We start from the raw sequence: 14,005 nt of genomic DNA on the forward strand, positions 1-14,005 counted from the left end.
GTACGGTGCTCAGTCGGCCTCGCGCAGCACCATGACCGCCCGAGGGTCGAGCCGGATCGGCTCGCCGCGAGTGACCCGCTCACCGGAGAGCAGGTCGACCCCGCTGGTACGAGCGGTCGTCTCGACCGGCACGTCACCGTGGTGGAGCAGGAAGAGCAGCCGGGTTCCGTCCGGCGCGACCCGGACCGCCGTCTCAAGGTTCGGCACCTCCGCGTAGGGGCCGATCAGGTCGTGGCGGTGCAGCACCTGCCGGACGACCCACGAGACGCCCTTCTGGTCCAGGCCGGCGGCGACGTACCAGCCGTCACCGGCACCGAACGTGTTCCGGGTGACCGCCGGCGTGCCGGCGTAGAAGTCGCTCTGGTACGTGCCGACCACCTCGGCGCCCTGCGGGATCACCAGCTCGAACAGCAGCCGTGACTCCACCTCGACCGCGGTGTCCGCCCCCTGGAGGTGTACGGGGTTGACCACCTCCGGTTCGCGGGCGTCCCACTCGTCGATCCGGATGCCCGTCAGCGGCCCGAGCGGCCCGGGTACGTCCATGAGAAAGGCGTGGTCGTTCTCGTCGACCCGACCGGAGAGAAACGTGGTCACGACCGAACCGCCGCGCTCGGCGACCTCCTCCAACCGTCGGGGCAGGTCACCCTTGAGCATGTGTAGCGCCGCCGCCACGACCACGTCGTACCGGGACAGGTCGGCCGTCACCGGCACCACGTCGACGTCGACCCCGGCGTCCCAGAGCGCGCGGTAATAGGTCAGCACGATCTGCGGGTAGCGCAGATGCCGGGAGGGGCCGTCAGAGATCTCCAGGGCCCACCAGCAGTCCCAGTCGAACAGCAGCGCTACCCGGGCCGGGGTCCGGGCCCCGAGCACCGCCGGGCCCAACCGTTCCAGCTCGGCGCCGAGCTGCGCGACCTCGCGGAAGACCCGGGTGTCCTGCCGCCCCGCGTGGCCGATGACCGCCCCGTGGTACTTCTCGCAGGCGCCCCGCGACGCGCGCATCTGGAAGAACAGCACGGCGTCGGCGCCGTGGGCCACCGCCTGCCAACTCCAGAGCCGCATCACTCCGGGCCGTTTCAACGGGTTGACGTCGCGCGAGGCGGTGTAGCTCGGGGTCTGCTCCATCAACCAGAAGGGCTGGCCGTCCTTGAGCCCGCGCATCAGGTCGTGGGTCAGCGCCATCCACCAGGGGGAGTGGTCGTCCGGCGGGTAGTTGTCCCAGGAGACGAAGTCGAGATGGGGCGCCCAGCGGTGGTAGTCGATCGGTCGGTACATGCCCATGAAGTTCGTCGTGACCGGCACGTCCGGGCTGGATTCGCGGATCGCCGCCAACTCGTCCCGGAAGTTGGTGAGCATGGCGTCCGACATGAACCTGAGGTAGTCCAGGGTGATGCCCTGGAAAGCGGTGTGGTTCGGTCCGCGCCAGTGTTCGGTCAGCGCCGACGGGGGCTCGATCTCCTCCCAGTCGGTGAGCGTGTGTGACCAGAAGGTGGTGTACCAGGCCGCGTTGAGCGCGTCGAGGGTGCCGTACCTCGCGCGCAGCCAGAGCCGGAACGCCCCGGCGCACAGGTCGCAGTAGCAGGCGCCGCCGTACTCGTTGCCGACGTGCCACGCGACGATCGACGGGTTGCCGGCGTACCGCCGCGCGACGCGCCGGGCCATCTCGGTGGAGAGTCGACGGAAGGCCGGGGAACTGGGGCAGGAGTTGTGCCGCTGACCGAACCGGTGCCGGCGCCCCTCGAAGTCGGTCCGGGTGACCTCCGGATATGCCCGCGCCAGCCAGGCGGGGTGGGCGCCGGTGCCGGTCGCCAGGCAGATGCGGCGACCCTGCGCGGTGGCGCGCTCGACGATCCGGTCCAGGACGGAGAAGTCGTACGCGTCAGGGCCCGTCTGGTTCAGGGCCCAGTCGAAGACGCCGAGGGTGACCGTGTCGATCCGGGCGGCGTCGAACAGCCGGTAGTCCTCCTGCCACACGTCCTCGGGCCACTGCTCCGGGTTGTAGTCGCCGCCGAAGCTCACCTTCGAGGTGGCGGGCAGGCTCATCCGGTGAACTCCTTCTCGATCTCGCCGATCAGCGGTCGGCAGGTTCGCAGCAGCGTCAGCACCAGCACCGAACCCAGCAGCCCCAGCACGGCCTCCGAGGTGACCACCGTGACGGCGACGGCCACCAGCAGGAGGCAGGCGTTGCCCACCGTGACGCCCGGCGTACGCGCGAGGAAGTGGAGCGCCAGGCGGGCGACGTCCCGGGTCCGGAACGCGAAGAGGGAGGTGATCACGAGTGCGTTGGCGCACCAGAGGGTCACCCCGAGCGCCACCAGGACGAGGAGCACCCCCCACCAGTCCGGCACACCCGCGACGGCGAAGTGGGTGAGGTTCGCGGTGACGATGGTCAGCCACAGCAGCGACGGGGCCCAGACCGCCAGGACCTGCCGGAGGTTGGCCCGGTAGCCCCGCCAGAAGTTCGTCGCCGGTGTGAGGTCGGCCAGGTCCGGGCGGTGACGGTCGAAGGCGTACAGCGCGGCGGAGACGGCCGGGCCGAGCGGCAGCGCACAGAGCGCGACCAGCGGAAGATTGCTCGCGTCCGGCTCCAGCAGCAGGAAGAGGACCAGGCCCGGGGCGGTGGTGACCAGGAGCAGAACCTCGATCACCAGGAGGCTGTAGACGCGTGCCGCGGCACGCGAGAGTGGTCCCTCACCGAACTGCGGTCGGGCTTCGAAGGCGTCGCTCATCACCGCTTCCTCCCGGTCGTGGCATCGTCAGGCGGCAGGCCGAGACGCTGGTCCTCGCTTCCGCAAGGCAGGGTCGTCCGCTCCGGTCGGGCCCCGTCGGGACCCGACCGGAGCCACCGGTCAGCCGTTGGCCTTCTGATAGCGCTCGTGTGCCTTGTTGACGAGGTTCAGATAGGAGTCCATGTTCTTCGACTTGAGTTCGCCCACGTAGGCGTCCCACTCGCTGAGGCTGCGCTGGCCCAGGATGAACTTCAGCGACATCTGCGTCACGTAGTCCTTCAGCGGCGTCTCCCAGAGAGACACCTGCTCGCGCTCCTCGTCGCTGAACGGGTACGGGGGTGCCACCGCGATCGGCGTCCGGGTGTTCAACACCTTCTGGAACTCCAGTTCCTCGGGCGAGAAGAACGACTGGACCAGCTCAAGTGGGCCCCCGTACGCGAACACCCCGTTGTAGAAGCCGAAGTCCTTCTGCAGGTGCTTCGTCCCGGCGGGGTTGAGCCCGATGACATCGATGTCGGATGTCAGGGTGCGTTTGCCGGAGGCGTCCTTGGTGAAGGTCGTACCCTCGATGCCCCACTTGGCGAACTCCATGCCCGCGTCGGAATACCAGAGCCAGTCGACGAACTGCATCATGGCGACGAAGTTCTTGCTCTCCCGGGCCTTCTTCGAAAGCATGACACCGTTCTCCAGCCGACTGGCCGGATTGATCGCCCCCGCCGGCCCGGTCGGCAGTACGATCTTGGTGATCCTCGCGTTCGGAAGAGTCGCCGCCAGATCCTTCCGGTAGTCGTTGACCAGGGTCTGCGCATTGGAGCTGATGACGAACGACCGCCCTCCGGCGAGCTTCTGGCGCGCGTTGTCGTCGGTCTGGGTGAAGCTCTCCGGATCCATCAGCCCTTCGGTCACCAGCTTGTTGAGGTACTGCAGCATGTCCCGGTACTGGCTCGTCGCGCCGGTGTAGACGAACTTCCTGGCGCCGGCGTCCCAGGTGGCGTGCTGGTAGTCCCAGCCGCCCATGGTCCCGTACGACTTGGCGAGGATGTTCAGTAGGTTCCCACCGGGAGTGGGCTTGCTGAACCGGTCGGAGAACGGGTAGCTGTCCGGGTGCGCCGTCTTCATCGCCTTGAGCATGGTGTAGACCTCGTCCCAGGTGGTCGGCACCGGGATGTTGAGCTGGTCGAGGATGTCGGTCCGTACCGCCAGGCTGTAGTCCTGCCAGGGCTTTTCGTGGATACCGGGAAGGAGGTAGAACTTGCCGTCCTCCTGCCGGAGCGTGTCGATCTCCGGCTTGAGGTTCCACTTGGCGATCTTGTCCTTGAAGTTCGGCATCAGATCGAGGTAGTCGCTGACCGGAAGGATGGCGCCGGAGGAGACGAAGGCGTTCTCCTGCGGGTGGTAGGTCTTCGGCATGATGAACGGCGCGTCACCGGCCCCGACGAGCACGCTGCGTTTCTGCTCGTAGTCACTGAGCGGCACGGCGACTTTTTCGAGCGTCACCCCGGTCCGCTTGGCCAGTTCGGTCCAGAACAGCCAGTCTTCCTTGAGTTGGTAGTTCGGGTGGTTGTTGTACAGGAGCGAGAACGAGATCGGCGTGGTGGCCTTGAACTGGTCCCCGACGCCGTACTGGGTCATGGCGCCGTCCCGGTTGCCCGAGAGATCCTGGTTCTGCGTTGACTCGCCACCGTCGCCACAGCCGGCGAGGGAGACGGTGGCCGCCGCGCCAGCGGCGACAAGGAGCTGACGTCGGGATAGCTGGACCATGAGGCTTCCTTTCGTGCGGAGAACAACGGTGGGTTGGCGCACATGTCCGAACCGGTCGACTGGGCTATCCCTTCACCGCCCCGAGCGTGACCCCGGAGACGAAGTACCGCTGGATGAAGGGGTAGACCGCCAGGATGGGCAGCACCGTGAGCACGATCGTCACGGACTGGATCGTCGCGGCGGACTGCACCACGTCGCCGGCGTTGCTGCCGACGGAGGTGGCATCGGTCGCACCGGCGATCAGGTTGCGCAGATAGACAGTGACCGGGAATAGCTCCAGCCGATCCATGTAGAGAAAGGCGGCGAACCAGGAGTTCCAGAACGAGACCGCGTAGAACAGCACCATCGTGGCGACCATCGCCTTCGACAGCGGCAGCACGATCCGCAGCAACGTGCCGTACGTGTTGAGCCCGTCGACGGCGGCGGCCTCCTCCAGTTCCGTCGGCAGGCCCTCGAAGAACGCCTTCATGACGAGGAGGTTGAAGACGCTGATGGCGTTGGGTAGGGCCACTGCCCAGATGGTGTTCCTCAGGCCGAGGCTGGTGACCAGGATGTAGTTGGGGATCAGCCCGCCGGTGAAGAACATGGTGAACACGGCGATCCCGACCAGTGCGGTCCGGCCCCTGAGGTGCTGCTTGGACAGGACGTAGGCGTAGCAGGTGGTGAGCACCATCGCGATGACGGTGGAGACCACCGTGTAGACCACGGTGTTGCGGTAGTTCGTCCAGAACAGCGGGTCCGACATGACGAGCTTGTACGTGTCGAGGTTGAACCCACGCGGGACGAGATTGACCTGCCCCGCGATGATGTAGGCGTTCTCGCTGAGCGAGCGCGCCACGATGTTGACGAAGGGGTAGAGGGTCACGACCACGACCCCGGTCAGGATCAGGGCGTTGACCACCCGGAAGACGCGGTAGCCCCGGGTCGGTCGGTGGCTGCGGGGGCCCCTGGTCGAACGACGGGCCGCACTCGTGTCGATGCTCACCACAGGCTTGTCCCCACCGTTCGTCGGGAGATCGCGTTCGCCGACAGGACGAGCGTCAGGCCGATCACGGCCTCGAACAGGCCGATCGCGGCGGCGTAGCTGAGGTTGCCGGAGACGATGCCCACCCGGTACAGGTAGGTGGCGATCACGTCGGCAGTCGGGTACGTCAGCGGGTTGTAGATCAGCAGGATCTTCTCGAAGCCGACCGCCATGAAGGTGCCGATGTTCAGGATCAGCAGCGTCACCATCGTCGGGCGGATCCCGGGGAGCGTCACGTGCCAGGTCTGGCGCCACCGGTTGGCGCCGTCGATCCGGGCCGCCTCATATAACCCATCGTCGATATGGGTGAGTGCGGCGAGATACAGGATCGTGCCCCAGCCGACGGTCTGCCACACCTCCGATGACACGTAGATCGTGCGGAACCACTCCGACTGTTGGATGAACTGGATCGGATCCCCGCCGACGGAGCGCACCAACTGGTTGACCGTGCCGTCCACCGAGAGCAGTTGCATGACCATGGCCGCCACGATCACGATCGACAGGAAGTGCGGCAGGTACGACACCGACTGGACGAACTGCTTGAGTGCCCGCGTACGGACCTCGTTGAGCAGGAGCGCGAGCACGATCGGCAACGGAAAGCAGAACAGGAGCGTCAGCGCCCCCAGCACCAGCGTGTTGGTGAACACGTGCCAGAACGTCGGGTCACTCATGAACAACCGGACGTACCGCAGGCCGACCCAGTACTCACCGAACACGTTGCCGCCGGGCTCGAAGCGGCGGAACGCGATGACGTTACCGATCATCGGCAGGTACCTGAAGATCAGGAAGAAGAGCAGCGGCAGTATCGCCAGCGAATACAGTTGCCAGTCCCGACGCAGGCTGCGCCGCCAGCCGTGGGAGCGTGGGCGCGTACGACGAGCGACGGGTCCGGTTTCCGCCCGGCCGGGCTGCGGTGCGTCGGTCGGTAGTTCCGCCACCGTCGGTGTGCTCATCCGGTGTCCTCCCTCATGGACCGTGGCGGTGCGACGGGGCGTTCGGCCCGGACCGGTGACGGCCGCGCCAGCGGGATCAGGGGGATGGGTGCCGGGTTGTTCAAGCCATCCCTCCGGTCTGGCCATGGCGTCGTTTCCTACCGGCGTGTCCCTACCGGCGGCAAACTCCACGTCGGCGTAATAGCGAAACTTTCGGAAATAACTCTGTTACCTGTGACGGGCAACTTAAGCTCCGGCCCGTGGTGTGTCAAGGGTTTCTGTACTGGTTAGTGGAGCATTCAACCGCTGATCGTCCGATGTGGACCCGACCTTGTGGAGGGTTGTCGCTCCACGATTCCCACTTGACCGAGATCAATGGCGATATCGTTCGCGCCGAAAGTTTCGGTCACGATGCGTGATGAGGTGATGGTACGGGATCGTCCGCCGTAACACCCCGTGAGCGACGGACGTTGACCTTCCCGCGCCGGCGAGGGCCAAGTCGGCACGGGTTGTCCGGGTGGCGGAGGCCGGTGAGATGCTGATGACAAACGCCGCCGCGAGGTCGCCACGCCCGCCGGCAGCTCCTCGCCGTGGATTGACGGCATGTCGGTCCACCCCACGTACCCTCGCCCGTCGCACACGCCCGTGCTGGAAAGGGTGATCGGGTCGAGAGGTGGCCTTGCGACCGGTCACCGCACCCCCTGTCGGCGGCCAGAATCGGTATGTCGTCCACAGGGGAGTGATTTCGGTGGCGTTCACGAATTGGTCCCTAGACCGGGCGGAAAGTTGGATCTAGAGTGGCGCTGGCCGGCTTGATCAATTTTCACCCTGTTGCCCCGGTCCGTACCCGGTCGGCAGACCCGCTGAGGATCGGGCGGGCCACGCGGGACCGAGGTCGTGGAGGTATCCGATGTCTGAGGCGGCGTCCGGCGTTGCCCGAAACCTCCCACTGCGGAAGCTGCTGGGCCTGGTCCGACGCCCGTTGGAGGCGCTGGTCGAGGCGGGCAACGCGGCGAACGGCGGCATCGTGCGACTCGGCGTCGGCTCGGTGGGGCCCTATCTGGTGACCTCCCCGAACCACCTGGAGACGGTGCTGCACAACCCCGAGACGTACGTCCGTGAGGGTCTGCTCTGGAACGGGGTACGGCGGGCCGTCGGTGAGGCGATCCTGGTCACCGAGGGTCCCGTCTGGAAATCGAGCCGGGACGTGCTGCGTCCGCTCTTCACGTCGGCCAGGGTCAACGCGATGACCGACCGGATGGCGGAGGCGATCCGGGACGCCGTCGACGGCCTGGAGGAGCCCGCCCGGGAGGGCCGGATCGTGGACGCGGGCACGGAGCTGGCCCGGATCGTCTGCCAGGCGACGACGCGGGTTCTCTTCGGCGACAAGATCACAGTCTCCGACGCGGTGCGGATGGTCGACGCGTTCGGTGTCATCGCCACGGAGATGATCCCCCGGATCGTCGTGCCGTGGGCGCCGGGTTGGCTGCCGCTCCCTGGCGACCGCGCCTTCGCAGCCGCCGTCGCCACACTCGACGAGATCGTGTTGCCGCTCATCCGTGAGGCCCGACGGCACCCGGACGGCGGCGACGACATCATCTCCGCGCTCTGCGCCCCCCGTGAGATCGACGGTGTGGAGGTCACCGAGAAACAGATCCGCGACGACCTGGTGGCCATGGTCTCGACCTCGACCGAGACGACGATCGCCGTGCTGTCGTGGCTCTGGCCGGTGCTGGCAGCCGACCACGAGGTCGCCGAGAAGCTCTACGCCGAGATCGACCGCGTCGTCGGTGGCGCGGACGTGCACCGGTCCCACATGTCGGAGCTGCGTTACACCCGGATGGTGCTGGACGAGCTGCTCCGGCTCTGGCCGGCGGGCTGGTTCATCCCACGGATGGCAATCCGGGACGAGATGCTCGGCGGCACCCGGATCGCGGCCGGGTCGACCATTCTGGTCAGCCCCTACGTGACCCAGCGGATGACGGCGTTCTGGCCGAACCCGGACGACTTCGATCCCGAGCGCTTCGACCCGGACGGGCCGAAGCCCGAACCGCACTACAGCTACTTCCCCTTCGGGGGCGGCCCGCACCGCTGCCTCGGCCAGTACCTCTTCGCCGTCGAGGCACCGCTGATCATCGCGACGATGCTGAGCCGCTTCCGACCCCAACTGGTCGGGCCGGTGGACTTCACCCCCCGGATGGGTGCCTCCCTGCGGCCGGCCACCGAGGCCAAGCTGGTGCTACACCCGGTTCGAGCGGTGGTGCCATGAGCACCGACACAGCGGCAGCCCATCAGGACCTCCGGCACGGCACCGAACTCGCCGAGGTGGGAACCCTGACCATCGCGGGGCAGCGTGACCTGGCGGAGCGGGTCCGCGCCTATCCGGCCCTGTTCGACGCGGAGCCGTTCGACGCGGCGCTGATCGGCGGTGTGGCGTACGCGACCGCCTGTAACGCTGTCGGGGCCGGCCCTGCCGACGTGCGGGTGGCGAACCGTACCGCGCTGTGGATCTTCGCCCTCGACTGGCAGGTCGACACCCTCGCGGTCACGGTCGAACAGGTCGACGAGATCGTGGCGAGTTGCCTGGCGGTGGTCGACGGGACCGCGCCCGTCCCCGGGTCGCCGCTGGCCAGCTTCCTCGCCGACATCCGCGACGGGATCGCCACCTCGCCCGCGTACCAGGCGCATCGGCGGCTGTGGCGCGAAGAGCTGCGATGCACCCTGACGGCCATGGCCCGGGAGTGGAGCTGGAAGTCGGCCCGTGCGGCCGGTGACGAATCCGGCCTTCCCGATTCCGCTTCCTACCTGGACAACGCCGACAACACCGGGCTTGCCTGGGTGAACCTCTCGCACTGGCTGTGGACCGGCGATCAGGAGTGCCTGGACCACCTCGACGAGCTGCGGGCCGTCGGTCGGCAGGTGCAGCGCGTGCTGCGTCTGGTGAACGACCTGGGTACGTACGACCGGGACCTCGCCTGGGGCAAGGGCGACCTCAACGTACTCATGCTCGGGGTCGACCGGGCGGAGGTCATCCGGCTGGTCGGCGAGCTGGTCGACGGCTGCGTGCGGCTGCTGACGCCACTGCGGACCAGTTGCCCGCGTCCGGCCTCCTACCTGGCCCGGCAACTCGGCTTCGTCACCCGGTTCTACGGCAGCGGCGTCGACTTCTGGGGCGGGATGTGACCACGTCGACCCGGTCAGGACCCGCTGCCGATCGGGGCGGCGTGGCGGCGGACGTCGAGAGCCTCCTCGCCGGTCTGCTCCGTGACCCGTGGGGCCAGGTCGCGCCCTCGGTCTACGAGAGCGCCCGACTGATCACGCTGGCGCCCTGGCTGACCGGGCACGCCGAGCGGCTGCGTTTCGTCCTGGCGGCGCAGCGCGCCGACGGTGGCTGGGGACCGCCGGGTGGCTACGCCCTGGTGCCCACACTGAGCGCGGTCGAGGCGCTCTTGACCGTACTGCGCGCGGGCGAGGACGGTCGTCCGCCGACCATCGGACGTGCCGAGGTGCTGGCGTCCGTGGAGCGGGCGCTGGTGGTGCTGCGCGGCTGGCTCGGGGACGAGGGTCCGCGCGTGCCGGACACGCCCGCGGTCGATCTGATCGTGCCGGCCATGGTCGAGGCGATCAACGTACACGTCGACCGGCTGCCGGCGGATCTGGTCGAGGCGTGGGCGCGTGCCCCGCTCGGCCTGCCCCGGGAGATGGGCGATGACCGCCTGGTCGGCGTCCGTCGGCTGATCGCCTCGGGGCGCCGGGTGCCCGCCAAGTTGGCGCACTCGTTCGAGGTGGTCGGACCGGCGGCCGGGGCGACGCCGGGAATCGGCCCCGGTCGGCTCGGTACGGTCGGCGCGTCGCCGGCGGCCACCGCGGCCTGGATCGCCGTCGCGGGGACGGCACGGGGCGTCCACCGGGCCCGGGCCCACCTGCGGGAGTTGGCGCTGCGACAGGGCGGCCCGGTGCCCTGTCCCATCCCGGTCACCGTCTTCGAGCGCGCCTGGGTATCGAGCGGACTCGCCCGCGTCGGGATCCCACTGGGCGGGCGCCGCGAACTGGTGGAGAGCCTGAGCGCCGCGCTCGGTCCGACCGGGGCGTCCACCGGCCCCGGCCTGCCGACCGACGCGGACACCACCTCGGTCACGCTCTACGCCCTCGGGCACCTCGGCGCGCCCGTCGCCCCGGAGAGCCTGTGGGGCTACGACACCGGCAGCCACTTCGCGACCTGGCCCGGCGAAGACGGCGCCTCCGTCACCACCAACGCCCACGTGCTCGACGCCTTTGGGCAACACCTGGCGATCCGACCGGTGGCGCAGTCGCGGTACGCGGCCGTGGTGCGCCGGCTCTCCGGCTGGCTCCGGGAGCAGCAGCGGGCCGACGGCGCATGGCACGACCGTTGGCACGCCTCGCCCTATTACGCCACGGCCTGTGCCGTGCTGGCCCTGCACGAGTACGGTCGCGGACCCGCTCTCGCCCAGGTTGTCGACCGGGCGGTCGACTGGATTCTCGGCAGTCAACGGCCGGACGGGTCCTGGGGACGGTGGTCGGGGACGGCGGAGGAGACCGCGTACGCGCTCCATGTCCTATTAGGACTGAGCCGACCCGCGCGGGGTAGGCTCGGCGAGGCCGTGCGCGGCGGCCACGCCTACCTCCGGCGTACGGCGGCGGCGCGGCAGCCGCAGGCGGCGTTGTGGCACGGCAAGGAGCTGTACGCGCCAACGGCGATTGTGGAATCGGTCACATTGGCGGCGCTGCACCTCGTTGCCAGCAGGGCTGAGCTGGAGTCCTCCGCCGCGTCATTCTGAGCAGATGCAATCTCATTGTGTGGGCTTGAGGTGACTTGTCCGAAACTGCTAGCGTGTTCGCGCACTCCCGGATAGCCCAGTAAGCGCATTCGACACCTCGTATCGCGAACTGGTGACGACAACTCCAACCCCGGCCTGGGACGGTGTAATGGCTCCCCGCATTCCTCGCGGCAGTAGCGCGAATCTGCGTACCAAAGTGGTCGCTCTCCTGGTGTCACTCGCGGCCCTGTGGGTGTTCGCCGCATGGGTGACCCTGCGAGAGGGAACCAATCTCCTCTTCGCCCAGGCCCTCAACACCACCGTGTACGAGCCGAGCGAGCCATTGCTGCAGAGCCTGCAGACCGAGCGGCGTCTCTCGCTCGCGTTCCTCGGCTCGACCAAGGCTTCCCGCGAGGAATTGGACGCCACGAGACTCGCGTCGCGCGACCTCGCGGCGGCGTTCCGTCAGTCCACCGGGAGCTGGCAGGCCGGTATGGCCGGCTCCTCGACGCTGGAAAGTCGTATCGACTCGACGAACCGGCAGCTCGACGAATTGGAAGGTATTCGCGCCCGGATCGACGCCCGGTCCATCGACCGGACCGCCGCGGCGACGGCCTACACCGCCATCGTGGACGGGATTTTCCGCGTCTACGACGCCCTGGGCAGCCTGGATGACGAGACGATCGCGTCGCAGGCCGCCGCGCTGATCGACCTGAATCGCCAGTACGAGCTGATCTCCCAGGAGGACGCACTGGTCGCCGGTGTTCTCTCGGCCGGAAAGATCACCCCCACGGAAAGTGCGGAGATCGCCAAACTCGTCGGGGCGCAACGTTTCATGGGCGCCATCACCGTCGACGACCTCGAGAGCCGGGACCGGGCCCGCTACGACCAGATGGTCGCCGGAGACGTCTTCACCCGGCTCCGTGCCTCCGAGGACCAGCTGATCCTCGCCGGCCGGACCAACGCCACCCCGCCGATCAAGGCCGCCGACTGGCAGGCCACGGTCGAACCCGCGATGCGGCAGCTACACGACGTCGTCGTGACCGGCGGCGACGGCGTCGTCGAGCGCAGCACGCCCGGCGCGATCTGGGTCATCGTCCGCATCCTGCTCGCCGCCGTGCTGGGGGCGTTCGCGGTCGTCGCCTCGGTCATCGTCTCGGTGACCACCGCCCGCGCCCTGGTCGCCCAACTGGAGCGGTTGCGCGAGGCGGCCCGTCAGCTTGCCAACGAGCGACTGCCCAGCGTGGTCGAACGGCTCGGGCGCGGTGAGGAGGTGGACGTCTCCGCCGAGGCGCCACCGCTCAACTTCGGCAACGACGAGATCGGCCAGGTGGGCCAGGCATTCAACGCGGTGCAGGAGACCGCCATCCGTACCGCCGTCGAGCAGGCCGAGCTGCGGCGCAGCGTACGGGACATCTTCCTCAGCCTCGCCCGGCGTACCCAGGCCCTGGTGCACCGCCAGCTCGCCCTGCTCGACGCGATGGAGCGGCGGGAGAACGACGCCGAGGAACTGGAGGACCTGTTCCGGGTCGACCACCTGGCCACCCGGATGCGGCGTAACGCGGAGAACCTGATCGTCCTCTCCGGGTCGAGGCCCGGTCGTTCCTGGCGACGCAACGTGCCGATGGTCGACGTGGTACGCGGCGCGGTGGCCGAGGTGGAGGACTACGCCCGGGTCACCGTGCTCCCGATCGCCCCGGTCGGTCTCGCCGGTCGGGCCGTCGGCGACGTGATCCACCTGCTGGCCGAGCTGATCGAGAACGCTCTCTCCTTCTCACCTCCGCACACCACGGTCGAGGTCAAGGGACAGGTCGTGGCGAACGGCTTCGTCATCGAGATCGAGGACCGCGGTCTCGGCATGAGCGAGGAGGAACTCGCAGCGGCCAACCAGCAGATCGGCAGTCAGCAGGAGTTCAACCTCGCCAACGCCACCCGGCTGGGCCTGTACGTGGTCAGCCGGCTCACCGAACGGCACGGCGTACGGGCCCAGCTCAAGGAGTCCCCGTACGGCGGCACCACCGCGATCGTGCTCATCCCGCTCAGCCTGGTCACCGACGACAGCGTGGAGCAGACCGGCCCGACAGCCGTACCGCCGCCGCCCGTGCTGGGCGACATCGCGCCGAGTGGCCGGGTTGACCCGGCGACCGTGGCCGGCGGGGCGGGACAGACCGCCGTGACCGGTCCGACGCACCGGGCGGCGGGCCCGGTCGCCGTGGTGGAGCCGGGTGAGCTGCCGCCGTTGCCGGCGCGGACGACGCAGCCACCGTTGACGACCCGGCGGGCGGAGACCCTCATCCCGCAGCAGCGCTCGGCGTCGGGTCTGCCGTCGGCGTCCGACGCCGCCGCACGCGCGAACACACCGACGATCGAGACCCCGTTACTGCCGACCGTGGCCGCACTCGCCAAGCCGGTCGCTCCGCCGGCTCTGTCCGGATCGGCTGGACCGAGTGCCCCGGCAGGCTCGGTCGGTCCGGCGGGTTCGGTCGACTCGGCCGGTCCGCAGGGGATGACCGGCCAGACCCCGTCCGGGCTGCCGTTGCGAGTCCGGCAGGCGAACCTGGCCAAGCCACTGCAAACCAGCGGAGCCGAGGTGCCCGAGGCCGGCGACGACGCGCCACGGCCACCCGAGCAGATCCGGTCGATGATGAGCTCCTACCAGAGCGGCACCAAACGTGGCCGCTCGGAGGCCGCACGACTGTTGAACGAGGAGGCGCAGTCGGCTCCGGTTGACGGGCAGGACGACGCGCCCAGGGACCAGCCCCGCACGTAACCGAACCAGGA

The 14,005-nt window shown here is 68.7% G+C and carries 9 protein-coding genes; 4 read left to right on the forward strand and 5 right to left on the reverse strand.

Annotation, left to right across the window (positions count from 1 at the left end; all coding sequences use genetic code 11):
• Positions 1-9: 9 nt before the first annotated feature.
• The 5 genes from ACIBF5_RS18295 to ACIBF5_RS18315 form a co-directional block, all read right to left on the reverse strand.
• A complete protein-coding gene (locus tag ACIBF5_RS18295; protein WP_396813016.1) occupies positions 10-2,043 on the reverse strand; it encodes a beta-galactosidase in 2,034 nt (677 codons plus the stop codon).
• Entirely contained in the window at positions 2,040-2,729 is a 690-nt protein-coding gene (locus ACIBF5_RS18300) for a hypothetical protein (RefSeq protein WP_396813018.1), read from the reverse strand. Before ACIBF5_RS18300 ends, ACIBF5_RS18295 begins: the two co-directional genes overlap by 4 nt.
• Positions 2,730-2,849: 120 nt before the next feature.
• On the reverse strand, positions 2,850-4,490 hold the full coding sequence (locus ACIBF5_RS18305) for an extracellular solute-binding protein (RefSeq protein WP_396813020.1): 1,641 nt from the start codon (positions 4,488-4,490) through the stop codon (positions 2,850-2,852).
• Positions 4,491-4,554: 64 nt separating this feature from the next.
• Positions 4,555-5,475, reverse strand: a complete 921-nt coding sequence (locus tag ACIBF5_RS18310; RefSeq protein ID WP_396813022.1) for a carbohydrate ABC transporter permease — start codon at positions 5,473-5,475, stop codon at positions 4,555-4,557.
• Positions 5,472-6,467 (reverse strand): ABC transporter permease, encoded by a 996-nt coding sequence (locus ACIBF5_RS18315; RefSeq protein ID WP_396813024.1) that lies wholly within the window; start codon positions 6,465-6,467, stop codon positions 5,472-5,474. The genes ACIBF5_RS18310 and ACIBF5_RS18315 overlap by 4 nt, the downstream gene beginning before the upstream one ends.
• 889 nt (positions 6,468-7,356) lie before the next feature.
• On the opposite strand from ACIBF5_RS18315, the gene ACIBF5_RS18320 reads away from it, so the two are divergent.
• The 4 genes from ACIBF5_RS18320 (at position 7,357) to ACIBF5_RS18335 (ending at position 13,994) form a co-directional block, all read left to right on the forward strand.
• Positions 7,357-8,715, forward strand: a complete 1,359-nt coding sequence (locus ACIBF5_RS18320; RefSeq protein WP_396813026.1) for a cytochrome P450 — start codon at positions 7,357-7,359, stop codon at positions 8,713-8,715.
• Entirely contained in the window at positions 8,712-9,629 is a 918-nt protein-coding gene (locus ACIBF5_RS18325; RefSeq protein WP_396813028.1) for a terpene synthase family protein, read from the forward strand. The genes ACIBF5_RS18320 and ACIBF5_RS18325 overlap by 4 nt, the downstream gene beginning before the upstream one ends.
• A gap of 41 nt (positions 9,630-9,670) precedes the next feature.
• Complete coding sequence (locus ACIBF5_RS18330) at positions 9,671-11,245, forward strand: prenyltransferase/squalene oxidase repeat-containing protein (RefSeq protein ID WP_396813031.1); 1,575 nt, start codon at positions 9,671-9,673, stop codon at positions 11,243-11,245.
• A gap of 148 nt (positions 11,246-11,393) precedes the next feature.
• Positions 11,394-13,994 carry a nitrate- and nitrite sensing domain-containing protein gene (locus ACIBF5_RS18335; RefSeq protein ID WP_396813220.1) on the forward strand — a complete coding sequence of 867 codons (2,601 nt, stop codon included), beginning with the start codon at positions 11,394-11,396 and terminating at the stop codon, positions 13,992-13,994.
• Positions 13,995-14,005 lie beyond the last annotated feature (11 nt).

The sequence above is a fragment of the Micromonospora sp. NPDC050417 genome, from assembly GCF_044458865.1.
In the GTDB taxonomy this organism is placed as follows: Bacteria; Actinomycetota; Actinomycetes; order Mycobacteriales; family Micromonosporaceae; genus Micromonospora_G.

What these genes read in the sequence shown, in the direction of transcription:
- ACIBF5_RS18295 (WP_396813016.1), bottom strand. Translation starts at nt 2,043, where the DNA reads ATGAGCCTGCCCGCCACCTCGAAGGTGAGCTTCGGCGGCGACTACAAC.
- ACIBF5_RS18300 (WP_396813018.1), bottom strand. Translation starts at nt 2,729, where the DNA reads ATGAGCGACGCCTTCGAAGCCCGACCGCAGTTCGGTGAGGGACCACTC.
- ACIBF5_RS18305 (WP_396813020.1), bottom strand. Translation starts at nt 4,490, where the DNA reads ATGGTCCAGCTATCCCGACGTCAGCTCCTTGTCGCCGCTGGCGCGGCG.
- ACIBF5_RS18315 (WP_396813024.1), bottom strand. Translation starts at nt 6,467, where the DNA reads ATGAGCACACCGACGGTGGCGGAACTACCGACCGACGCACCGCAGCCC.
- ACIBF5_RS18320 (WP_396813026.1), top strand. Translation starts at nt 7,357, where the DNA reads ATGTCTGAGGCGGCGTCCGGCGTTGCCCGAAACCTCCCACTGCGGAAG.
- ACIBF5_RS18325 (WP_396813028.1), top strand. Translation starts at nt 8,712, where the DNA reads ATGAGCACCGACACAGCGGCAGCCCATCAGGACCTCCGGCACGGCACC.
- ACIBF5_RS18335 (WP_396813220.1), top strand. Translation starts at nt 11,394, where the DNA reads ATGGCTCCCCGCATTCCTCGCGGCAGTAGCGCGAATCTGCGTACCAAA.